A 23,506-nucleotide genomic window follows, 5' to 3' on the forward strand; every position below is an offset into this window, starting at 1 on the left:
GCTGTCCTTCCGGAGTTTCGCCGTCCCCGAGGGGCGGAGAGGTCAAGTCTGGCCGTTCGCGGTACCGGGCCGCAGGTTTCACGCCGATCCGTGCCCGCGCGGCAACAGCGCGCCGCCGGTGAGTCCGGTGCCGAGGAGACGTGTGACATCCTCGGCGGCCCGGTCGGCCCGGCGCGCGGCGGTACGCAGTTCGTGCAGGCTGCGGAACGCGGCGCCGTAGCGCTGCTGCTCCGCGAGCGGGAGCAGGGGAACGCGTAGTCGCCGGGGGTCCACCCGGGTGATGGATGTGCCGGTGGCCGCGGCGTTGACGTTTTGCTCCGCCGCGAGGAATCCGGCGAGGAACCACGGGTCGAGCCGACGCTGATCCGGGCGGAAAAGCAGCAGATGGGGTCCGAGGAAGCAGCCCGTCTCGCCTGGCTCGACGACCCGGGCCACGGCCGTGCGTCCCACGCGGAGGAGCTCTGTGAGAAGCACGTCACTTGTCTGGACCGAGGGGAGGGCGATGCCGGCGGGCAGGTCCGCTTCCGTTCCGGAGGCGGGCCGGTTCTCGACGACGTCGGCAGCCGTGAGCGCCGGTCGTGCGCCGGGTTCTGCTTCGGGCCGGGGCTGCGGTGGGCCGCTACGGGTCCGGCGGCCCGGGGGCGCGGTGTGGAGCAGACTGAGTGCGCCGCCGCGCAGCAGGTCCGAAACCGTTGCGGTGCGCCAGTCGCGGGGCCGGTCATCGGCCGGCGGCCAGTCGCCTTCGGTGCTGAGGCCGACCAGGTCTGTTGCCGTTCGATGGAGTTGGTCGTACAGCTCCGATGCCTGCCGGGCCAGGAGGGCGGGGCGCAGTGCTTGCTGGGAAGCCGTCCGGATGCGGCGGGCCGGGGTCAGGTCCACGGCTTCGTCCAAGAGGTCGGTGACCGGCATGGCGGTGGCGATACCTGGGGCTCCGGTGTAGCCGTCCTGGTCGGCGAGGTAGGGCCGCCACGCCGAGAGCACGGTGCCGTCGATGGTGGCCCAGTCGAGATCCCGGTTCTCGGAAGGGGCCGCGTCGACGAGCAGGATCGTCCCCGGGGCTTCAGCCTGCGGGTCGGGCCGTTCGAGCACCCACAGGTGCAGGCCGATGTGGAGAGGGGTGGCCGCGCCCTGAGGAAGCGAGACGACCGCGCGGAGGGCTCCGTCGCGTACGAGCTGAGCCCGGATGCGCCGGCCGGCGGTGCGCTCCGCGACGGCGGGCGGCATGAGCAGTACGGCGCGGCCCCCAGGCGCGAGATGGGCCAGACAGTGCTGGACCCAGGCGAGTTCGGGCTCGCCCTTGGGAGGCACGCCGTAGGCCCAGCGTTGGTCGTAGGCCAGGTCATCGTGTCCCCAATCACGGACCCCGTAGGGGGGATTGCACAGGACGGCGTCCGCGGTGAGGCCCTTGAAGGCGTCGGAGCGCAGGCTGTCTTCCGTACGTACGGTGATGGCCGCCTCGGGGGCGCTCAGCCGGAGCCGCACGGCGGCCTGGGCGGTCTGGGGGGCCAGGATGTCCTGGCCGTGCAGTTCGGTCGCCCCTGCGGATGCCGCCGCGGCGAGCAGCGATCCGGTACCGCACGCGGGGTCGAGAACGCTCACGGGGAAAGCACCCGCGCTGTCGGTCAGGAGCCGGGCCATGAGGTCGGCCAAGGGGCGCGGCGTGAGGTAGGTGCCGGTGCCCCCCGTGTCCTCCAGCAGACGTTCGGCCAGGACATCCGTCGCAGCCTCGGCGCCGTCCGTGACGACGCACTGCAGCAAGGCCCTCAGCGGCCCGGCCGCCTCGGGGGTGTATACGGCGTCTTCGGTTCCCGGGAAGCCCTTGGCCCCGTCGTCCGAAGCTGACCGCACCCATCGCAGCAGTGCGTCGTCACGCAGTGCGGGAAGGGCTTCGCGTTCTCCCCGGTCCAGCCGGGCAGCCGCGAGCACCACGGGGAGCAGGTGCAGGGCCAGTTCGCCGTCGCCGGGGTGGGTGCGCAGTGCGGTGCGAAGCCGGTCCGCAGGTGTGTCCTCGGGGAGTTGGCCACGGGTCGAGAGCCACGCGCGCACGGCGTCGAGGTCGTAGGTGGGGCTGGTGTCCGTGCCTCCCGCAGGGGCCGGAAAGTCCGGGTGCCGACGACGCCAGTTGCTCACCGTGGCGCGGGTGACTCCGGCCAGCCGGGAGATGTCGGCGGCGGTCACGAAGGCACTGGCCTGCTGATTCATGGGCTCCTGCCGGGTGACGTGGGGGCGGGCGTGCTGGACGGCTTCACTCTATACCGACATCTAACTGGCGTGAACTGTTTGACAGTGCTTTCAGTTAACGCTCTACTGGTTGTGCTTTCACTTGGCTTCCCGGCTCCTCCCGAGTCTCCCGGGCTGCCCCCTGCTCATACGTCGAATGGAGCGGCACCATGGCCACCAGCACCTCCGGCACGTCCAAGCGCACCCTGTACCGGCTCACGGGTGTCGCTCCCACGGTCGACGCGATGTTCGACGTCCTCGACCCGGATCGGCTCGAAGCCGTTGACGCGGAACTGCACGTCCCGGAGGAGCGGTTGGGCGTTCCGGCGCTGCTGGTCACCGGCAGCTTCGAGCAGCCCGTCGCAAGCTGGTGCGGCGAGATCAATCGCACGACCGGGTGCGAGGTGTCGCGGCCGGTGAACCGGTCGGCCGGACTGCTGATGCTCGTGGTCGACGGCGAGGTGTATGCCATCGGCTACGACCAGGGCTTCCGTCTGGTGCCCGACCGGGTCAAGGACCGGCGGTTCGGGCTGAGTTTCGTGATCCGCAGGGTGGACCCCGCCCAGATCCGGGACATGGTCTCCCATACGCCGGGCGGTGGCCGGACCGACATCACCCTCGTGCCCGGCGGCGCTCCGGTCTGGAGCCTGGGTGTCCAGGAGCACGCGCAGATCGTGCGGCGGCTGGGCGGTCGGCTGGACGGGATCCAGCTGACGATCGCGCAGAACGACCGTACGAAGATCTCCAGCGTCGAGGGCGGTACCGGGCTGCGGATGCACCTTGGTATCGACGCCGCGGACCTGGTCGCCGACATCCGGGCCATCGCCCGTGTCATCCGGGATGAGGCCCCGGCTCCGGAACTGGAGTTCGTCGAGCACATTGTTCCGGTCAAGGACGCCGACCTCCTGACGCGGCTGGAGGAGCGGCTCGACGACATGCTGGGCCAGGTACCGGACGGACGCATCGCGGTCGCCGTCCCGTCCGATCACTGGGACGACTACGGCGCCGCCCAGGCGTTCGCCACCAAGGTGCACAGTGTGGAGGCGCGCTTCACCGACGACTTCAGCCTGGAGTACGTCCTCAACCGGGCTCGCGTGCAGAGGGCGGGAACGCGTTTCGCCGCGCTCCGGGACGGCACCGTCACCCTCTACGCGCACAGCCGGGCGGAGAAGAAGGATGACGTCATCTGGACGTCGAGCGTGCTGCGGTGGATCGAGGCGGAGGTGGCGCTCGGTGCCCGCCGGTTCTTCCTGCTGGACGGGCAGTGGTACGAGATCGGTGAGGCGTACCTGGAGGCCATCCGCTCGCAGGTGGAGCGGCTCATCACGAATACGCCCTCCGTCGACCTCCCGGCCTGGGTGCTCGGGGACAAGGAGCGGGACTACAACGAGTCGGTGCCCCACCTGCGGCCTGGATACGTCTGCTTCGACCGCGACAACGTCCGGACGGCGCTGCACCGGGGCAACGGCGTGGAGATCTGCGACCTGCTCAGCCCGGACGACGTCCTGGTCATGGTGAAGCGGGCCAAGGGGTCCGACGCGCTGAGCCATCTGTTCGGTCAGGCCGTGGTCGCCGTGCAGACTTTGCTGCACTCGCCGGAGGCCATGGACGCGTTCGCTCGCAAGGTGGCTGCGGCCCGACCTGGCAAGGCGTTGGCGGAAGGCTTCCGGCCTTCGAAGGTCACCTTCGCGATCCTGCTGAAAAGCGGAACCGATCTCACTGCAGACACACTCTTCCCGTTTTCCCAGGTCACCCTCGTGCAGACGGCCAGGCTCCTTGAGGCGTGGGGCGTTGAGGTCGAGGTCATCGGGATCCAGGCTGCGACAGTGCCTCAAAGCCGGACGGGAATCCGCCACCTGGCCGCGTAACAGGGCCCATCTGGCACGTACACGGGTGCTGTCGATCAGATGGGCCGGTTCGGTCGCGGCGAAGTTAGCCGGGTGCCGCTCGAGGGGCGACAGACGCCCTCGGTCGGGCTTTACGTGCCATCAGGGTAGCCACACAAGTACACTCCCAACACGTTTGCACAGGTCATAGCGCTCCGGTGACTCTCCCCGGCGTACAGCCCGACTCTTCGTCCGGCGGAGGCCAGTCCGGTGGAGCGGTGCTGGCAGGTAGGGTGTAAGGGGTGGGCGGTGTGCCATGGCCCGGGGGTGTCGGTCGTAGGTCATAGGGCCGACGGTCCGGGTGGTGTGGCGGATTCGTGGTCCTTCATCCGTGCCGGGTCCGGATGGACAGCCGTTCACGTCCGCCGCCGGGCGCCCCGGCGACAGCCGTTCGACACCTGCCGAGCCTTCCTCGGTACGTTCCCCACGTTTCCCGCCGGAAGGCTCACCGTGAATCACCAGGACCTCCCCGACCTCCCCGACCGCCCCTCCTCCTTCGCCGAGCTCGAACTGCCCGGTGAGCTGTTGCGGGCGCTCGACCGGCTCGGGGTGCGGGAGCCCTTCCCCATCCAGGCCGCCACCGTGCCCAGCGCCCTCGCCGGACGTGACGTCCTGGGCCGCGGACGCACCGGGTCCGGCAAGACGCTCGCCTTCGGGCTGCCGCTGCTCGCCAGGATCGCCGGGCGGCGCGCGGAGCCGAAGCAGCCCCTCGCGCTGGTCCTGGTGCCCACCCGCGAGCTGGCCCAGCAGGTCACGGAGGCGCTCACGCCGTACGCCGAGGCGCTGCGGCTGCGCCTCGCCACCGTCGTCGGCGGCATCTCGATCGGCCGCCAGGTCGCCGCGCTGCGGGACGGCGCCGAGGTCGTCGTCGCCACCCCCGGCCGGCTGCACGACCTCATCGACCGCAAGGCCTGCCGCCTGGGCCGGGTCGGGATCACCGTCCTCGACGAGGCCGACCAGATGTGCGACATGGGCTTCCTGCCGCAGGTCACCGAGGCCCTCGACCAGGTGCGCCCGGACGGCCAGCGGATGCTGTTCTCGGCCACCCTGGACCGCGACGTCGACCAGCTGGTCAGCGACTATCTCCACGACCCCGTCGTCCACTCGGTCGACCCGTCGGCGGGCGCGGTGACGACGATGGACCACCACGTCCTGGTCGTCCACGGCCCCGACCGGTACGCCGTCACCACGGAGATCGCCGCCCGCGACGGCCGCGTCCTGCTGTTCCTCGACACCAAGCATGCCGTCGACCGGCTCACCAAGCACCTGCGGGACAGCGGAGTGCACGCCGCCGCCCTGCACAGCGGCAAGTCCCAGCCGCAGCGCAGCCGGACGCTCGCGCAGTTCAAGGGCGGCCAGATCACCGCCCTCGTCGCGACCAACGTCGCGGCCCGCGGGCTGCACGTCGACGACCTCGACCTGGTGGTCAACGTCGACCCGCCGACCGACCCCAAGGACTATCTGCACCGCGCGGGCCGCACCGCGAGGGCCGGCGAGTCCGGCCGCGTGGTCACCCTGGTGCTGTCCGCCCAGCGCCGCGAGATGAGCGAGCTGATGGCGGAGGCCGGCATCGAGCCGAAGGTCACCAAGGTGCGCTCGGGCGAGGCGGAGCTGAGCAGGATCACCGGGGCGAAGGCTCCCTCGGGCACCCCGCTCGACCGCGGGCCCGCCGAGACCCGCCCCAAGAACGTCAACACCCCGTTCCGCGGCCTCGGCTCCAGCAAGGACGCCTCCCGCGGCACGGGTGGCGGCAATGCGGGCGGCAAGTCCCGCAAGGGCAGCGAGGCCCGCAAGCTCGCGGAGGCCCGCAAGGCGGCCCGGGTGCGGCGCGGGGGCTGACGGCTCGGGCCCGCGCCCCGCGACATGATCCGCCGGGCTGGCGCTAGCAGTTCTCGGTGTGGCTGAGGTGGATCAGATGGGCCACCGTGGGCGCGGTGCGCTTGCTGCGGATGCGGCGCAGATACGTGCTCACTGTGTGCACGCTGATGCCCAGGCGTCTGGCGATCTGCTTGTGGGAGAGGCCTGCCGCGATGTGGGCCAACACCTGACGCTCCCTGTGGGACAACGCCGGTGCGTTCTGCGGGCGGCTGTCTACTGGCATCTTCCCTCCGGGAGGGACTGTCAACACGTACGGCGGCTGTGGCCGCAACGTGATCTAACCACGGTCGTGGAGAAACAGAAAGGAATCCCCGCATACCCAGGGGAAACGCAGCGCTACTGAGCGCCATCGACCATGTCAAGTCCCCAATTCGGGTGACTGTAGGCGTGCTTCGGTGCGGGCGAGTGTGAAGGCGGTCTCGGCTGAGCGGCAGCCGTACACGTTCTGAATGGCAGCCCGGCGCGGACCAGGGGGGAACGCTTGCTCCACTTTCGCCTGCTCGTCGCGGGTAACGCCGTCTCGGCGTACGGCAGTTACCTGAACATGGTCGCCCTGAACGTGTTCGTCTACGAGGTGACCGACAGCGCGCTGGCCGCGGGGATCTTCATGGCCGTACGCCTGCTGACCAGTGTCGTGTCCGGCTTTGTGAGCGGACGCCTGGTCTCGGCGTACGACCGCAAGAGGTTGATGGTCGGCGCCGATCTGACGCAGTGCGCCGCCATGATAGCGCTGCTGATCGCCCCCGACGCGGGACGTGCGGGTCTTCTCTACGTCCTGGCCGTCGTGACCGGCTTCTGCTCCACCCTGTCGGGCGTGGCGCTGCGCAGCAGCATTCCGGAGATCGTCGGCAGCGACCTGCGGCTGCGCGCCAACTCGCTCCTCGCGACCGGGCGTTCGCTCGCGATGATCGCCGGTTTCGCCTCCGCGGGTGTTGTGGTCGCCCAGCTGGGATACGTCGCCGCCATCTCCCTGGACGCCGCCTCCTTCGCGGTCTCCGCGTGCGTGCTGCTCTCGCTCCCGATCCGTACGAGGGCGGAGGCAGGGGACTCCACGGGCTCCGAGGGCTCCGGCGGGAAAGAGGACGCTGGGCGGAAGGCGGAGCGGCGTGGGGCCGGGGCGCTTCTTCTGCTGCGGGCCGCCCCTGTCCTCGCCCTCATGATCGCCCTCCGGGCCGCCGACGGCCTCGGGTCCTCGTCCCACAACGTGGCCCTGCCCGTGTACTCCAGCGACCTCGACCCGTCCCATCCGGCCACGTTCATCAGCCAGTTCTGGGCCACGTGGGCCATCGGCAACATCGTCATGCAGCAGGTGTGCGGGCGGTGGGGCGGGCGCGGCGGCCGGCAGGGGCCGGGGGAGCGGGCGTTCGCGGTCGGGGCCTGTGTGATGTCGGCCGCGTTCATCGTGGTCTTCGCCGGGCTGCCCACGGGGGTGGCGGTCGCGGCGGCCCTGGTGGCGGGCATGGCCGACGGACTCACCGAGATCGCCTACGTCACCCGTCTCCAGGCGGCCCCCGACGAGCAGCGGGGCAGGCTCTTCGGGCTCTCCGCTTCGGTCGAGAACACCGGCTTCGGCCTGGGGATGCTGGTCAGCGGCGCGCTCCTTGACCACTTCTCGCCGTTCCAAGTGGTGGGCCTGCTGCACGGGTTGGCGATCGCCCTGTGCCTCGGGATGTTCGTCGTCATGGTGCGTCAGGGCCGGCGGGGCACGGCGGCACCGCCACCCGAGGGCGGCGCATCGACGAAGCCCGGGAACCCCGTGAAGAGCGAGAGTGAGCCCCGATGACCACGCCTGCCACAGGCCCCGCCTCCGGCCCCGACGTCTCCGTCGCCGTCGTCGGCATGTCCTTCCGGCTGCCCGGCGCGGACACGCCGGAGGAGTTCTGGCGCACGATCCGCGACGGCGCCGACCGCATCCGCCGCTTCACCGACGCCGAACTCGCCGCCGCCGGGGTGCCCGAAGAGGCGTACCGCGCGGAGGAGTTCGTCGGGGCGAGCGGGGTCCTCGACGGCATCGCTGGGTTCGACGCCGGGTTCTTCGGGATGAGCGCGCACGAGGCCCGGATCACCGATCCGCAGCAGCGGCTGTTCCTGGAGTGCGTGCACCACGCGCTGGAGAACGCCGGGTACGCGGGCGGCGACGAAGGGGCGGCCGGGGACCGGGGCGGCCACGGTCACGACGTCGGCGTGTACGCCAGCACCGGCTACCACCTCTACTCCCTCCAGACCTATCTGCAGAACAACGTCCTCCGGGGCGGCATCGCGGACTGGGTCGCCGGACTCCAGGTCACCATCGGCAACTTCACCGACTTCACCGCCAACCGCGCCGCCTACCGCCTCGGCCTCACAGGGCCCGCCGTCAACGTCCAGACGGCGTGCTCCAGTTCGCTCACCGCGGTCCACCTCGCGGCGCAGTCCGTCGTCACCGGGGAGTGCGACATCGCGGTCGCCGGTGCCACCGCCCTCCACGTGCCGCAGGTGCTCGGCTACCAGTACGTCAAGGGGTCCATCCTCTCCAAGAGCGGCCGGCTGCGGCCCTTCGACGCCGGCGCGGACGGCACGGTCGGCGGCACGGGTGTCGTGGCGGTGGTGCTCAAGCGTCTCGACCGGGCGGTGGCGGACGGCGATCACATCCACGGTGTCATCCGGGGCTGGGGGGTCAACAACGACGGCGCGGACAAGAAGGCGTTCACCGCGCCCAGCGCGGCCGGCCAGCGCGGCGCGATCCGCCGCGCCCTCGCGCGGGCGGGCGTCGACGCGGGCACCATCGGCTACCTGGAGACGCACGGCACCGGCACGTTCAAGGGCGACCCCATCGAGTTCGAGGGCGCCACCGCCGCGTTCCGCGCCGACACCGACCGTACGGGGTACTGCGCTCTCGGCTCGGTCAAGGCCAACATCGGGCATCTCGATGTGTGTTCGGGCCTCGCGAGCCTGGTCAAGGCCCTCCTCGTGCTGCGGCACGGCGTGATCCCGCCGATGGCCAACTTCCGCCGCCCCAACCCGGCCCTCGACCTGGCGGCCAGTCCGTTCTACATTCCCGAATCCGCACGGCCGTGGCCGAAGGGCGATGTGCCGCGCCGGGCGTGCGTCAGTTCGTTCGGCGTCGGCGGCACCAACGTCCACGTCGTCCTGGAAGAGGCCCCGGAGCCCGCGCCCCGGCCCGCCGACGCCCCACCGCCCCCGGGCCTCCTGCTGGTCGCGGGCCACACCGAGGAGGCGCTCGCGGCCAACGCCACGGCCCTCCGCGACCACCTGCGCACACACCCAGGGACACATTTCGCGGACCTCGTGACCACGCAGGCCCTCGGCCGCGCCCACCGCAAGCACCGGCTCGCCGTGCGGGGCGACACCGTGGCCGCGCTGACCGGCGCCCTGGACGACTGGCTCACCCGGCCGCATCCGCAGCCCCGGCCCCGGACGCCGGGCGCGGGTGGTGCCGGGTTCCTCTTCACGGGGCAGGGCAGCCTCCACCGGGGCGCGGCCCGCGCTCTCCACGAGCGCTTTCCCGTCGTACGCGAGGTACTGGACGCCTGCGAGCGGCAGTTCGCCGAGCTCACCGGGGGCGACAGCCTCCTCGGTCCGCTGCTCGGCGAAGCGGGCGGAGAAGCGGGAGCCGAGGAGCCGGTCTGGCCCACCGAGGTGGCGCAGCCCGCGCTCTTCGCGCTGCAGTGCGCGCTCGTCCGCCTGTGGCGGGAGGCCGGGATCGTGCCGGACGTCGTGGCCGGGCACAGCGTGGGGGAGTACGGCGCGCTGTACGCGGCGGGCGTGCTGTCCGCCGAGGACGGGCTGCGGCTGACCGCGGGCCGCGGCGGACTCATGCGGCTCCGGTGCGAGCCCGGCGCGATGGCCGCGGTCCCGACGGACAGGGCCACGGCGGAGAGGCTGGCCGCCGAGGTGCCCGGCGTGGAGCTCGCCGTCACCAACGGCGAGCACAACCAGGTCCTCGCGGGCCCGGTGGCCGCCATGGAACGGCTGACGGAACTGCTCGCGGCGCGCGGCGTCCACGCACGGGAACTCCCGGTGCGGCACGCCTTCCACACCGCCCTCATGGACCCGGCCCTCGACGGGCTGCGGCAGCTGGTCGCCGACGTGCGACCGCGCCCGGCCGAGGTGCCGTTCGTGAGCGGTCTGGACGGGCGCACCCGGCCGCCCGGCTGGGTGCCGGACGCCGACTACTTCGTACGGCAGGCGCGTGAGCCGGTGCGTTTCGCGGACGTACTGGGGGAGTTGGGGTCGGCGGCGCACGACGGCGTGGGCGCGCTGGTGGAGATCGGCCCGCACACGACGCTCAGCGGCCTCGCGCGCCGGGAGCTCCCCGACCGGGCGGCCCTTCCGTCGCTGCGGCGCGGCGCCGGGCTCGAACCGCTGTGGGACGCGGCCGCCGGTCTGTACCGGGCCGGCGCGCCCGTCGCCTGGCGGGCCTTCATGGGCGGGACGGGGCGCAGGATCCCCCTGCCCGGCTACCGATTCCAGCACAAGGACTACTGGACAGGGCCGGAGAACTTCCTTCCCCGGCCCGTACAACCCGAACAACCGGCAAAGGGTGGGGCGGAAGTGGCACAGGACGAGGCAGCGGTCGAGCGCGTGCTCCAGCACATCATCAAGGTCACCGCGAAGCACCTCAGCTACGACACGAGTGAGATAGCCGAGGACGCTTCCTTCTTCGACCTCGGCGCGGACTCCCTCCAGATGATCGGGGTGCTCCGGGAGCTTGAGGAGGAGCACCAGGTCAAGGTGTCGATGCGGGAGCTCTTCGAGGAGGCGGGCACGGCACGGGGACTCGCGGAGATCATCGCGGCGAAGGCGGGGGCGGGGCGCGCCGAGCCACGGCCCGAACGACTTCCGGACCCGCGGCCCGAACGACTTCCGGACCCGCAGCCCGAACGACTTCTGGACTCGCGGCCCGAACGACTTCCGGACCCTCTGCCGGAGCCGCAGGTCCAAGCGGCGCCCATGAGCCCCGCGCCCACGGCCCCCGCACCGGCGGTGGCGCCCGCCCCCGCGGCGTCCACGGAGTACGCCACCCGGCAGGAGGTCGAGGACCTCGTACGCCAGGTGCACCAGCTCACCCAGATGCAGCTGCAGCTCATGGGCCAGCTCTCCCAGCTGCTCGCCGCGCAGACGGCGCAGACGGCACAGACGGCGCAGACAGTGCAGCCCTCGCAGCCCGCGAGGGGTGACCGATGACCGCGCGCCCCGGCTCCGTCTCCGCCGCGGTCGACGCGGACCTCGCCGCGATGGCCGAGCTCTCGCGGCGCATCACCGAGCAGATGGGGGCGACGGCGGCGGCCGAGGAGACTCCGGCGCCGCGCCCGGCCCAGCACGGCCCCCGCATGGAGGTGTCCCGCGGCTCCGGAATGCTCCGCGGCAACGCCTCCGACAGTCAGCGGGCCCACCTGGCCGACCTCGTCCGCCGCTACACCGCCAAGACGCCCACCTCGAAGAGCATCACCCAGCGCTACCGCCGTGTGCTCGCCGACAGCAGGGCGGCGGTCGGCTTCCGCAGCAGTACGAAGGAGATGCTGTACCCCATCGCGGGGCGGCGGGCGAAGGGCTCCTGGCTGGAGGACGTCGACGGCAACCGCTACGTCGACATCACCATGGGCTTCGGCGTCCTGCTCTTCGGCCACGAACCCGCCTTCGTCACCGAAGCGGTCCGCGAGCACCTGTCGCGCGGCATCCAGCTCGGCCCGCGCAACGTGGAGACCGGCGAGGCCGCCGAGCTGCTCGCCGAGCTGACCGGCATGGAGCGCGTCGCCTTCGCCAACTCCGGCACGGAGGCGAACTCCGCGGCCATCCGGCTCGCCCGCGCCGCCACCGGACGCTCCCGCATCATCACCTTCGAGGGCGCCTACCACGGCCACAACGACAACGTACTCGGCCGCTCCCCGCACACCGGCGGCGACGGCCTCACCACCGTGCCGATGTCCGCGGGCGTGCCGCACAACGCCGTCGCCGACCTGCTCGTCCTGCCGTACGGCAGCGAGGAGAGCCTCGCCGTCATCGAGCGGGAGGCCGCCGGCATCGCGGCGGTCGTCGTGGAGCCGGTGCAGAGCCGCCACCCGTCGCTGCGGCCCGCCGAGTTCGTGCGCCGGCTGCGCGAACTGACGCGGCGGCACGGCATCGTGCTGCTCTTCGACGAGATGCTGACCGGCTTCCGCCCCGCGCCGCGCGGCGCGCAGGAGCTCTACGGCGTCACGCCCGACCTGGCCACGTACGGCAAGCTGCTCGGCGGCGGCTTCCCCATCGGCGCCATCGCGGGCCGCGCCGACATCATGGACGGCATCGACGGCGGCCACTGGCAGTACGGGGACGACAGCTACCCGCGGGCCGACACCACGTTCTTCGGCGGTACGTACATCCAGCACCCGGTGTCGATGGTCGCCACGCGTGCCGTGCTGGCCCACCTCAAGGAGCACAGCCCGAGGCTCCAGGAGCGCCTGAACGCCCGCACCGACGACATGGCCGCCACGCTGAACGCCTTCTTCGAGGCGGAGGGGTTCGCCCTGAGCATGAGCCACTTCGGCTCGATGTTCCGCTTCGAGCACCGCGCGGACATGGAACTGCTCTACCACCACCTCATGCTGCGCGGCGTGCACGTGTGGGAGTGGCGCAACTTCTTCCTCTCCACCGAACACTCCGACGGGGACATCGAGTTCATCGTGGACGCGGTGAAGGACTCGTTGCGGGAGCTGCGCGCGGCGGGCTTCCCGCTCGGGAGCCCCGCCAAGCCCTCCACCAAGGCGCCTGCGAAGGCACCTGCCAAGGTGTCCGCCAAGCCACAGGCCATGGCCTGGAACAGCGCGGCCACCGTTCAGCAGGAGCAGCAGGAGCAGCAGGAGCAGCAGGAGCGTCCGGAGCAGTCGAAGCAGCCGGAACCCGCCCGGCCCCGCCCCCGCTCCCGCCCCCTCGACTTCGGCGTCTACTTCTTCGGCGACTACCCGCAGGACGAGGCGACCCCCCGGCACGGCAAGTACGACCACCTCCTGGAGACGGCCCGGTTCGCCGACCGCAACGGCTTCCACTCCCTGTGGATCCCCGAACGGCACTTCCACTCCTTCGGCGGTCTCTTCCCCAACCCGGTCGTGCTCGCCGCCGCGCTCGCCCGTGAGACGAGCCGCGTCCGCATCAACGCGGGATCGGTGGTGCTGCCGCTGCACGACCCGATCCGCGTCGCCGAAGAGTGGTCGATGGTCGACAACCTCTCCGGCGGCCGCATCGGCATCGGCTGCGCCAGCGGCTGGAACGCCGACGACTTCGTCTTCTTCCCCGAGCGCTTCGGCTCGCACCGGGAGATGATGTACGAACAGGTGGCGCAGGTCAGGAAGTTGTGGCGCGGCGAGCCCGTGCGCCGCACCACCGGGGACGGCGAGAGCGACCTGCGGCTGTTCCCCCGCCCCGTCCAGGACGCCCCGCCGATGTACACGGCCGTCGTCGGCAACCCGGCGTCGTACGAGCTGGCCGCCCGCCACGACGTCGGCATCGTCACCAACCTCATGACGCAGAGCGTCGAGCAGCTCCGCGACAACATCGCCCTCTACCGGCGCACGCGCGCCGAGTGCGGCCTCGACCCGGACGCCGGGCACGTGGCCGTGCTGCTGCACACCTACCTCGCCGAGGACCACGCGACGGCCCGTGCCGAGGCGCGCGAGCCGCTGTCGCGGTACATGCGCTCCTCCCTCTCCCTCTTCGGCAACGTCGCCAACAGCCTGGGCCACCGCATCGACCTGTCGGCGATGACCGAGGACGACCTGGACGTGGTGTTCCGCCGCGCCTACGACCGCTACTGCGACCAGCGGGCCCTCATCGGCAGCCCCGAGAGCGTGCGGCCCGTCGTGGACGCGGTACGCGCCGCGGGCGCCGACGAGATCGTCGGCCTCGTCGACTTCGGTGTCGCGCCCACCGCGCTGCGGGACGGCCTGGTCCACTTCGACGGGCTGCGCCGGGCGTACGTGGCTTCCTCTGCCCCGGAGCCGGTGGCCGACCGCGGGGCGCCCCTGTCCCCCGGGCAGCAGCGCGTCTGGTTCCTGGAGCGGATGCTGCCGGGCCGTACCGCGTACAACGAGACCAAGGCCATCGAGCTCGAAGGCCCGCTGGACATCCCCGCGCTGCGCGCCGCCCTGTCCGACCTCGCCGAACGGCACGACCAGCTGCGCACGGTGTTCCGCGAAGTGGCGGGTGAGGCGCGGCAGTTCACGCTCCCCCCGGGAGAGGTGGACTTCGAAGTCGTGGACGGTACAGGAAAGGGCACCGGCGCCGGTGACCCCGTCGCCGACGTGCTCAAGGCCGAGAGCGAGCGCCGCTTCGACCTCGCGAACGGCCCCCTGTTCGTCACGCGCCTCGTCCGGCTCGGCGAGCGGCGGCACGTCCTCGTCCTCTCCCTGCACCACATCGTGATGGACGCGGCATCGGCCGCCGTGCTCGCCCGCGACGTCTCCGCCCTCTACCGCGCCCACCTGCCGGGCGCACCGGCCGCGGAACTCCCCGCCCTCACCCGCACCTACGCCGACCACGCCCGCGAACAGCGCACCGCGCTCACCGGCCCTAAGGCGGCCGAGGACCTCGCGTACTGGAAGAAGACGCTCGACGGCGACCTTCCCGTGCTGCGGCTGCCCACCGACCGGCCGCGGCCCGCCGTCATGACCTCCAACGGCCGCGCCCTGTTCCGCACCCTCGACCCCGAACTGTCCGACAAGGTGCGGCAGTTCGCGCGCGAACGCCGCAGCACCCTCTTCATGGCCCTGCTCGCCGGCTACGCGGCCGCCCTGCGCCACGTCACCGGCCAGGACGACCTGGTCATCGGCACCCCGATGTCCGACCGCACCCCCGAGTACGAGGACGTGGTCGGCTTCTTCGTCAACACCCTCGCGCTGCGCCTCGACCTCTCCGGCGACCCGGACTTCGGCACGCTCCTCGACCGGGTGCGGGGGGTGGCCCTGGACGCGTACGACCACGCGGACGTGCCCTTCGAGGCCGTCGTACGGGAGCTCGCGCCGGCCCGCACGCTCGACCGGACGCCGGTCTTCCAGACGCTCGCCGAGTTCGAGACCGGCGACCCCTTCAGCTTCGACCTGCCCGGCGTGCGGGCGACGCCGCTCGACTCGGGGCCCGACAAGGCGCTGACGGACCTCAGCGTGTACTTCACCGACCAGCCCGACGGCATCCGCTGCCACCTGGAGTACCACACCGACCTGTTCGACGAGGCGACGGTCGACGCGCTCTACGGCACGTTCCGCGACGTCCTCGCGGAGGCGGTGGGGGCCGGGAGCGCGCCGGCCGCGGTGCCGCGGGAGTGGCGGCAGGGTCCCGTCCGGCAGCGGACGCGCAGCACCGTCGACGCCCTGGCGTCACGGTGGGCCGAGGTCGCCCCGGACCGCGTCGCGGTGATCAGTGGGGAAGTGACGCTGACGTACGGCGAGTTGAACGCCCGTGCCGAGCGTCTGGCGGCCGTGCTGCGGACTGCGGACGGCGGCGGCGCGCCGGTCGCGCTGTGGCTGCCGCGCGGCGCCGACCTGATCGTCTCGATGCTCGCGGCCCTCAAGTCGGGACGCGGGTACGTGCCGCTGGACCCCGGACAGGGCAGGGCGCGGGCCGAGGCCGTTCTGGCGGAGAGCGGCGCACGGATCGTGGTGGCGGACGGGACGCAGGCCGGGGACGCCGGCGTACGGCCGACGTGGCCGGCCGGGACGACACTGCTGGACGTCACCGCCGCCCCCGACGCGGCCCCGACGCCCCCGAGCGGCCCGGCGGCGACACGGCCCACCCCCGACTCCCTCTGCTTCGCCATCTACACCTCGGGCAGCACCGGCGCCCCCAAGGGCGTGGCCGTCCCGCATCGGGCCGTCGTGGACCTCTGTCAGTGGCACCACGAGCGGTTCGGGTTCACGGCGGACGACCGCAGTGCCGCCGTCTGCAGCCAGGGCTTCGACGCGGCCGTGCTGGAGATCTGGCCGGCGCTGACGGCGGGCGCCACGGTCGTCGTGGCCGACGAGGCGGTCCGCAGGGACCCGGCGGCGCTGGCCCGCTGGTACGCGGACCGGCGGATCACCTTCTCCATCCTGCCGACGGCTCTCGGCGAGGCGGTCCTCGCGCTCCCCGAGCCACAACAGCCTCCGCTGCGGCACCTGTTGCTGGGCGGCGACGTGCTGCGCACCCGGCCGCGCCCCGGTGTCCCGTACGAGACGGTGAACGTCTACGGCCCGACCGAGGTGACCGTGCTGTGCACGGTCGCGACAGTGGAACCGGACCCGTCCGACGGCCCGATCCCGATCGGCCGCCCCGTCGACAACGTCACCCTGCGGGTGCTCGACGAGCGTGGCAGGGAGGTGCCCGCCGGTGAGGTGGGGGAGCTGTACGTCGGTGGGCCCGGGGTGGCCGCCGGCTACCTGGGCAGGCCGGACCTCACGGCGGAGCGCTTCGTCGACGACCCGCTGGGCGCCGAAGGGCGGATGTACCGCACGGGCGACCTGGTCCGCTGGACCGGCGACGGGGCGCTTGAGTTCCGGGGCCGGGGCGACGACCAGGTGAAGATACGAGGCCACCGCGTCGAACCCGAGGAGGTCACGCGCACCCTGACCGGCCTGCCGGAGGTCCGTGACGCCCTCGTCCTGGCCCACCGCGACCGCCGGGACGACGCCTACCTCGCGGCCTACGTCGTACCCGCGTCGCCCGCCCCGGCGCGGGAGCGGGAACTCGCCGACCGTCTGACGGCGGACCTCGCGGCCCGCCTCCCGGACCACCTGGTGCCCCACGCCTGGGCCGTGCTCCCCGAACTCCCCATTTCCCCCAACGGCAAGGTGGACCGCGCCGCACTCCCCGCCCCCGCCCTCACCACCTCGACCGCCCCGGCACCCCCGACGCCCACGGTGCCCTCAACGCCCCCGGCACCCTCGACGTCGGACATCGAGGCGCGCCTGAAGCGTCTCTGGGCGGCGGAGTTCGAGGTGGACGCGGCGTTGATCGATACCGACGCGTCCTTCTTCGAGCTGGGCGGCCACTCGATCACGGCGATCCGGCTGGCGAACGGTGTGCGGGAGGAGTTCGGCACGGAGTACCCGGTGGCGCGCTTCTACGAGGAGCCGACGCTGCGGGCGATGGCGGCGTACCTCGCGGGAGACACCGGGGGAGGCGAGGACGTGCCGGTGCGCGCCCCCGTCACCGCCCAGCAGGGCGCCTTCATCACCCGGCACCGCACGCACCCCCGACCGCAGATCTACAACGTGGCGATGCGGCTCACCCTGACGGGAGCCCTGGACGTACCGGCCCTGCGGACCGCGCTCACCCAGCTGGTCGCCCGGCACGAGGCCCTGCGCACCCGCTTCGTGGAGGACGGCGGCGAGTGGTGGCAGGAGGCGCTGCCGGCCCGGCCGGTGGAGCTGCCGGAGGAGGATCTGTACGCGCGGCACGGATCGGCGGCCGCCGCCGACGAGCAGGCGGCACGCACGGCCGCCGACGTGGCGGCGACCCCCTTCGACATCGAGGCGGAACTCGCCCCGGTCCTCCGCCTGTTGCGCACCGGACGCGACCGGTGGACGCTGCTCTTCGTCCTGCACCACGCGGCCTGCGACGGCTGGTCGGTCAGCGTCCTGCTGCGTGAACTCGCCGCGCTGTACCGGGCGGCGGCCACCGGCACCCCGCACGGCCTGCCGGACGACGTCCCGCAGCCGGGCGAGTACGCGCGCTGGCAGCGCGAGCGGACCCGTACGGAGGACAAGGGCCGGCTCGTCGACTACTGGACGCGCCAGCTGAAGGGCGCCCCCTTCGGTATGCCGCTGCCGCTGGACAGGCCCCGCCCGGCGGAGCTGAGCGGGGCCGGGGACGTGGTCCTGTTCACGGTGGACCGGACCGTCCGCGCCGACGTCGAGGCGCTGGCGCGGCGGCACCGCACGACGCCCTTCGTGGTGACGGCGGCCGCGCTGGCCCGCCTTGTCGCGGAGGTGGGCAAGGAGCCGGACGTCGTGCTCGGCATCTCCTACGCCAACCGTGAGCGGCGCGAGTTCGAGGCGCTCGCGGCCTGCACGGTCTCGTCCTTCACGCTGCGGGTGCGGGGCGGCGAGGCCGCGTCGTTCGGGGCGCTGGTGGACCAGGTGGCGCGCAGTTCGGTCGGGGCCATCGACCACGCCGCGCCGATCCGGGCGGTGGCGGCGGACGTGAGCGCCGCACTGGGCACGGAGGTGCCCGAGCGGCTGCCGCTCGGCTTCCAGTACCAGAGCTCCCTGGAGACGGAGATCGAACTGCCGGGCGTGACCACGGCGGTCGAGGACCTCGCGGTCCCGGGCGCGCGCTCCGAGTTCAACTTCGGCCTGATCCCCACGGGCGACGTGCTCTCCGGATATCTGGAGTACTCGACGGACCTGTGGGACCGCACCACGGTCGAGGCCTGGACCGGCGCGTACGTCGAACTCCTGGCGAGGGAGGCGGCGGAGGCGCTGCGGGACGGAGGCGCCCCCGGCGACAGCAGGTGACGTCTTCCACCGGCTCCCCGTGGACCTGTCGGCATGGGGCCGTGGGGCCGAGCGCCCCACGGCTGGAATTGAGCGTGCCATGTCAAGAATCATGGGGATCGGCCTTGTCGCCCCAAGACCCCTGTGCCTCAATGGGCAGCGATCCGGCCTGCTGACTGCCCGTCAGGCCGCGGGCCGGCACTCGCGTCCCCCCTCACTCCCCCCACCTCATGAAGGCAGGTCCTCCATGCGACACGGCAGCAGACACGGCAGCAGGCACGGCAGACTCGGCGGTACCGGCAGACTCGGCAGAGGCATCGGCTCGGCCCTCGGCGTCGGCGCGTTCGCCGTCGGCGCGCTCGCGATGGCACCCGCGGCCGGTGCCGTGGAACCGCAGAGCGCCACCCTCTCGTTCGACTGCGGATCGTACGGCTCCGGAACGGCGACCCTCACCGCCGCTCAGGACGGCACCAACGCGACCATCAGCGTGTCCACCTCGGCGATCACCGCCCCGATCGACCTCGGCGCGGGCTCCGTCAACTCCACCCTCACCCTCACCAAGAACGGCACAGGGACGACCGACTTCACCGGCAGCTCCAACCCGGCCATCCCGGCCGGCGGCGCCGTCTCCACCGGACCGCTCACCGGGACCGTCGCCGCGGGCGACAGCCTGGAAGGGAAGTCCCTGAAGATAGTGGTCTTCGGGATCACGGTCACCTGCGACGCCACGTCGGCGCAGTCACCGGGCCCGTTCGTGTTCTGACCCGGCTCCGCCCGCACCTCCGGCGAGGGGGCGCCAGTACTGCTCCGCCCCCTCGTCGCGTACGACGAAACCGAGCCCCCGCACCGTCTCGGCCAGGTCCCTGGCGTCCTGCGGGGCCTTCCGTCGCAGCGCGGCCTTGCGTGCCGCGAGAAGCGCGTGGACCTCGGCGGGCAGGTCCGGGGTGCCGGGGATCCAGCGGTGGAACAGCGGCGCGTGCGGGTCGCCGTCCCGCCACGGGTAGCCGTGTGCGCGGAAGGCGGCGGCCAGCGCGGCGGCCCGCGCACTGGGCTCGCCCCGCACGAGCTCGCCCGAGTCCGTGCCGAGCAGCACCAGGTGCTTGCCGTCGAGGAACACCGCGGAGACGGCGGCGCGTTCGAAGGTCCGGGTCCGGCCGTCCTGTTCGACGTGCACCCGCGCGTCGGTCAGCTTCAGCGACACCGTCTCGGCGATCGCCGTGAAGGCGAGGACGAGCCCGGCCACCAGGCCGGCGGCCACCACGAGCGCGGTCTGCCAGGGCGCGTCGAGCCTGCCGACGAACTCGATGCCGTCCCGCCACGGCAGCACCGGCGATCCGGAGGCCCAGCGGGCGAGCCGCGGCACGACGAGGCCGAGCAGCAGCCCGAGGAGAGGGAGACCGACGAGCAGGAGCAGCAGATCCCCTCGCGGATGCCCGAGCTCCGTGACCGTGCCCTGCGCCTTGCCCCGCACGTCCCGCGTGTCGCCCCGCCTCTCGCCTCGCGCCTTGCCGAGCTCTTTGCCCGCCATCCCGTGCACTCCGTTCCGCCCCGCCGGTCGTCTCCTCCACGACGCTAGGAGCGGGGACGGGCCCCGCACAGCCGCCGAAAGTCGCGCGCGGCCCTACTTCGGTAGGTGCCGTGCGCGACGTTCAGGGCGTCAGACCGTTTCGAGGGGGCGGTGCGGGCCCTCCGGCAGGACGATCTCGATCACGTCGCCGGGCCGGACCTCGCCGCCCTGCCGGACCACACTCATCACCCCGGCCTTGTGGCGGACGGCCCCGGACGCGTCACGGCCGACGACCTTCTTCATCAGACCGGCCCGGAACCCGTCGATCTGGCGGCACGGGTTGCGCAGGCCGGTGATCTCGACGACGGCCTCGTCACCGAGGCGCAGCAGCGCGCCCACGGGCAGGCCGAGCAGGTCGATGCCGCGCGTGGTGATGTTCTCGCCGAGTTCGCCCGCCGCCACGGTGTAGCCGTCGTCCGCTAGCTCGTCGAAGAGCTCCTCGTGCATGAGGTGGACCTGGCGGAGGTTCGGCTGGTCGGGGTTCCTGGCGACACGGAAGCGGTGCTTCACCTTCGTACCGGCATGCACGTCCCCCTCGACGCCGAGGCCCGCGAGCAGCGTGACGCTCTCGCGGTTCGGCTTGGAGAAGGAGTACGTTCCGTTGCTGCTGACCGCAGTGACCATGGCGTCCATGGTGCGCGACCCTAGCCGCTCTCAGCCGACCGGCCCGACCGGCCCGACCGGCACCAAGGTCAGGTACGCGATGCCGAGCACCCGGCGATAGCCGCGCAGCCAGGAGGAACGCTGCGCGTCGACGCGCTCGCGGGTCTCGGCGGCCAGCGGGTGGCCGGGGTGCGCGGCGAGCCACTCCTCGACGTCGGAGCGGTAGCCCGACTCGAACTCCTCCCACTCCTCGACGCTCGCCGTCTCCACCCACAGCGGGCGGAACCCCGCCTCGATCGCCGCGTCCACCAGGTCGCCCAGCGCCAGGTGCTCGCCCGCGTCGGCGTCCGGCCACATCGCGGCGAGCTCTTCCGCGGTGGGCTCGCGCTGCCAGAAGCCCTCGCCGAGCACGACGCGGCCGCCCGGATTCACCAGGCGGCGCAGCGCGTGCAGCGCCTCGGTCGTCGTCCGGGGCGGCTCGGCGGAGCTGAGGGCCTGGCTCGCGCCGAGGCACAGCACGACGTCGGCGGGGCCGCGGGCGGTGTCCGTCGCCGACTCCTCGGCGAAGAGGACCCGGCCGTCGAGCCCGCGCGCCGCGGCGTTCGCGCGGCCGCGCTCCAGGTCCTCACCCTTGATGTCGACACCGACACCGGTCGCCTCCGGCACGGCTTCGAGGACGCGCAGCATCAACTCGCCCCAGCCGCAGCCGATGTCGAGGACGGTACGCGGACCCGCCGCCGCCAGCCGCTCCACCAGCCGGTCCGCGCGGGCCTCGGAGAGGGGGCCGTGGAAGGTGAGGCGGGTGAGCCGCGGGGGATGATCGGTGTCAGTGGTCATGACCCGGCACGCTAACCCGCCGACCGGCCCCCGGACCAGCACTTTTCCTGCCCTGGCACCTCTGTCAGTCCCCCGCCACCCCTCTCAGTCCCCGGCCTCCCCGGCCTCCCCGGCCTCCCCGGACCGCTGGTCGACGCGGTGCAGGTGTCCGGCCAGGACGTGTGCCGCGTCCGGGGTGAGCGTGCGCAGGGCGACCATGGCAGTGACGATGACGTCGCAGAGCTCCGCCTGTACGTCGTCCCAGGTGTGGCTGGTGCCCTTGCGCGGGTTCTGGCCGGTGGCGCCGATGACCGCCTGCGCGACCTCGCCGACCTCCTCCGACAGCTTCAGCATCCGCAGCAGCAGGGCCTCTTGGGGCGCTTTGCGGTTGTGGGAATCCAGCCATTCGTAGAGGCGGTCGACGGTCTCCCACGCATCCCGCAGGCCCCCCGACGCCGACGCGCCCCGCTGATCGTCGTCCATGCCCCGCAGCCTGCCACGGCGGCTACGCGTCGGACGAGCCGCCCTCGTCCCCCGCCCCTGCCGCCCGGACGGTCTTCTTCCGTGCTCCGAGCGTCACGAGTACGCCGACCGCCGTGCCCGCGAGTGCGGCAGGGACCATCCAGGCGCGGTTGAGGGAGTGGCCGAGGGCGTGGTCGGCGGAGTAGCGGCCGGGCCCTGTGACGGCGAGTGCGGCGGAGACCATGCCGAGGAACGCCGGGTACTCGTAGCCGCCGCCCTGGCTGAAGAAGCCGTTCGGCGCGTGCACGGCCGCGGCACCGGCCATCGCGCCCGCCGCCGCCGAACCCGCCGCGGGGGTCGCGAGGCCGAGGGCGAGGAGGACGCCGCCGCCCGCCTCGGCGAGCCCCGCCACGACGGCGTTCGCCTTGCCCGGCGCGTAGCCGACGGACTCCATGAAGGCGCCGGTGCCCGCGACGCCCCCGCCCCCGAACCAGCCGAACAGCTTCTGGGCGCCGTGCGCGGCGAGCACTCCGCCGGTGCCCGCACGGAGCAGCAGCAGCCCGACGTCTCGGCGGTCCGGACACGAGCAGGTGGTCATGGGGAACTCCCGGTTCGGCCCCTCGGCGGGGTGGCGGATACGTCCGCCTCCACCGTCCACCGGACCGGCCCGCCCCACCCGGCCCGCGGGTCCGTCCGGGTGACCCGCCCGGTGCGACCGGGGGAGGGCGGCGGCCCCGGTGGCGACGCGCGCCGACCGGTGTGACCGTGGGCCCATGAGTATTCAGGTGAGCCGTCTCTCCGACCCCACGGTCCGGTCCTTCGTCGCCGCGGTGAACGCCCACGACAAGGACGCCTTCGAAGCCCTGCTCGCGCCCAGCGCCACCATGTCGGACGACGGCTCCGACCGGGACGTCGCGGACTGGACGGACCGCGAGATCTTCTCCTCCAACGGCCACATGGACGTCGAGACGGAGTCGGACGGCGGCCGCGTGCTGGTCGTCTCCTACCGCAACGACACCTGGGGCGAGATGCGCACGAAGTGGCGGTTCACCGTCGACGGCGGCAAGATCTCCCGCTTCGAGACGGGCCAGGCCTGAGCGGCCGCCCTTCCCCCTGACGGCGGTCAGTGGCAGCTGACGGAACCGGAGCCGAGCCGCGCCCACGAGCAGGAGTCCTGCTGCGCGCCGCTCGGCTTGACGAGGCGGGCCTTGTCGCCGGTGTTGTTCCAGACGTAGTTGGTGCGGCCCCAGTAGCGCACACCGGAGGCGTTGGTGCCCTTGCCGGTGCGGACCTTGACGGTCTTGCCTGCGCCGATGTTGTAGCTGCCGAAGGTGTACGTGTAGCCGGTGTCGTCCTTCAGCTGGTAGCCCTTGAGCTGGATCGCCGAGCGCGTGTTGTTGTGGATGTTCACCCACTCCGCGTTCAGCGAGGAGTTCGAGCGGGTGTCCCGACCCGGGCTGTCGTACTGGATGGAACCGAGGTGCAGCCCGCCCTGGTGGCGTGCCGTCGCCGCCGACGCGGGGGACGCGGCGAGCAGGGCCACCGACAGGGCGGTGGCGGTGAGGACGGCGGGGGCCGCGGTACGTATGCGCAAGGAGTGCTCCAAGTGTGAAATTCTCGTGGAGAGAAGC

15 protein-coding genes are annotated in these 23,506 nt (G+C 72.6%); 7 read left to right on the plus strand and 8 right to left on the minus strand.

Features of this window, described 5'->3' with window-relative positions; translation table 11 throughout:
- Positions 1-78 precede the first annotated feature (78 nt).
- Positions 79-2,202, minus strand: coding sequence for an N-6 DNA methylase (locus ACZ7LU_RS32945; RefSeq protein WP_471145005.1), 2,124 nt, complete (start codon positions 2,200-2,202; stop codon positions 79-81).
- Between the two features lie 188 nt (positions 2,203-2,390).
- Here ACZ7LU_RS32945 and ACZ7LU_RS32950 point away from each other — a divergent pair, with 188 nt between their 5' ends.
- Together ACZ7LU_RS32950 and ACZ7LU_RS32955 are read left to right on the plus strand one after the other, a co-directional pair.
- Positions 2,391-4,088, plus strand: coding sequence for a TIGR04141 family sporadically distributed protein (locus ACZ7LU_RS32950; RefSeq protein ID WP_471145006.1), 1,698 nt, complete (start codon positions 2,391-2,393; stop codon positions 4,086-4,088).
- Between the two features lie 468 nt (positions 4,089-4,556).
- A complete protein-coding gene (locus ACZ7LU_RS32955; protein ID WP_471918802.1) occupies positions 4,557-5,945 on the plus strand; it encodes a DEAD/DEAH box helicase in 1,389 nt (462 codons plus the stop codon).
- 43 nt (positions 5,946-5,988) lie between these two features.
- Here the strand turns inward: ACZ7LU_RS32955 and ACZ7LU_RS32960 are convergent, their stop codons facing one another.
- Positions 5,989-6,207 carry a response regulator transcription factor gene (locus tag ACZ7LU_RS32960; RefSeq protein ID WP_398297176.1) on the minus strand — a complete coding sequence of 73 codons (219 nt, stop codon included), beginning with the start codon at positions 6,205-6,207 and terminating at the stop codon, positions 5,989-5,991.
- A gap of 258 nt (positions 6,208-6,465) precedes the next feature.
- Between ACZ7LU_RS32960 and ACZ7LU_RS32965 the strand changes: the two genes are divergently transcribed.
- From ACZ7LU_RS32965 to ACZ7LU_RS32980, 4 genes are all read left to right on the plus strand, one after another.
- A complete protein-coding gene (locus ACZ7LU_RS32965) occupies positions 6,466-7,767 on the plus strand; it encodes an MFS transporter (protein WP_471918803.1) in 1,302 nt (433 codons plus the stop codon).
- Positions 7,764-11,171, plus strand: coding sequence for a type I polyketide synthase (locus tag ACZ7LU_RS32970; protein WP_471918804.1), 3,408 nt, complete (start codon positions 7,764-7,766; stop codon positions 11,169-11,171). The genes ACZ7LU_RS32965 and ACZ7LU_RS32970 overlap by 4 nt, the downstream gene beginning before the upstream one ends.
- The gene (locus ACZ7LU_RS32975; protein WP_471918805.1) at positions 11,168-18,448 is read left to right on the plus strand and encodes a MupA/Atu3671 family FMN-dependent luciferase-like monooxygenase; all 7,281 of its coding nucleotides are present in this window, start codon (positions 11,168-11,170) and stop codon (positions 18,446-18,448) included. The genes ACZ7LU_RS32970 and ACZ7LU_RS32975 overlap by 4 nt, the downstream gene beginning before the upstream one ends.
- Before the next feature lie 226 nt (positions 18,449-18,674).
- On the plus strand, positions 18,675-19,190 hold the full coding sequence (locus ACZ7LU_RS32980; protein WP_470975822.1) for a hypothetical protein: 516 nt from the start codon (positions 18,675-18,677) through the stop codon (positions 19,188-19,190).
- On the opposite strand, the gene ACZ7LU_RS32985 is transcribed toward ACZ7LU_RS32980, so the two are convergent.
- The 5 genes from ACZ7LU_RS32985 to ACZ7LU_RS33005 form a co-directional block, all read right to left on the minus strand.
- A complete protein-coding gene (locus ACZ7LU_RS32985) occupies positions 19,167-19,955 on the minus strand; it encodes a YqeB family protein (protein ID WP_471918806.1) in 789 nt (262 codons plus the stop codon). The genes ACZ7LU_RS32980 and ACZ7LU_RS32985 overlap by 24 nt on opposite strands.
- Before the next feature lie 129 nt (positions 19,956-20,084).
- Positions 20,085-20,627: an MOSC domain-containing protein gene (locus ACZ7LU_RS32990; protein ID WP_468083366.1), complete on the minus strand. Its 543-nt coding sequence runs from the start codon at positions 20,625-20,627 to the stop codon at positions 20,085-20,087.
- 21 nt (positions 20,628-20,648) lie between these two features.
- Positions 20,649-21,434: an SAM-dependent methyltransferase gene (locus ACZ7LU_RS32995; protein ID WP_471918807.1), complete on the minus strand. Its 786-nt coding sequence runs from the start codon at positions 21,432-21,434 to the stop codon at positions 20,649-20,651.
- A gap of 84 nt (positions 21,435-21,518) precedes the next feature.
- Complete coding sequence (locus tag ACZ7LU_RS33000) at positions 21,519-21,896, minus strand: MazG-like family protein (protein ID WP_471918808.1); 378 nt, start codon at positions 21,894-21,896, stop codon at positions 21,519-21,521.
- Between the two features lie 22 nt (positions 21,897-21,918).
- Positions 21,919-22,473, minus strand: a complete 555-nt coding sequence (locus tag ACZ7LU_RS33005) for a DoxX family protein (RefSeq protein WP_471112311.1) — start codon at positions 22,471-22,473, stop codon at positions 21,919-21,921.
- Between the two features lie 175 nt (positions 22,474-22,648).
- On the opposite strand from ACZ7LU_RS33005, the gene ACZ7LU_RS33010 reads away from it, so the two are divergent.
- The gene (locus ACZ7LU_RS33010) at positions 22,649-22,972 is read left to right on the plus strand and encodes a nuclear transport factor 2-like protein (RefSeq protein ID WP_468556178.1); all 324 of its coding nucleotides are present in this window, start codon (positions 22,649-22,651) and stop codon (positions 22,970-22,972) included.
- Between the two features lie 26 nt (positions 22,973-22,998).
- Here ACZ7LU_RS33010 and ACZ7LU_RS33015 read toward each other — a convergent pair whose 3' ends face one another.
- A complete protein-coding gene (locus ACZ7LU_RS33015) occupies positions 22,999-23,469 on the minus strand; it encodes a lamin tail domain-containing protein (protein WP_468556176.1) in 471 nt (156 codons plus the stop codon).
- Positions 23,470-23,506 lie beyond the last annotated feature (37 nt).

The organism is Streptomyces sp. NPDC039462, from assembly GCF_055639375.1.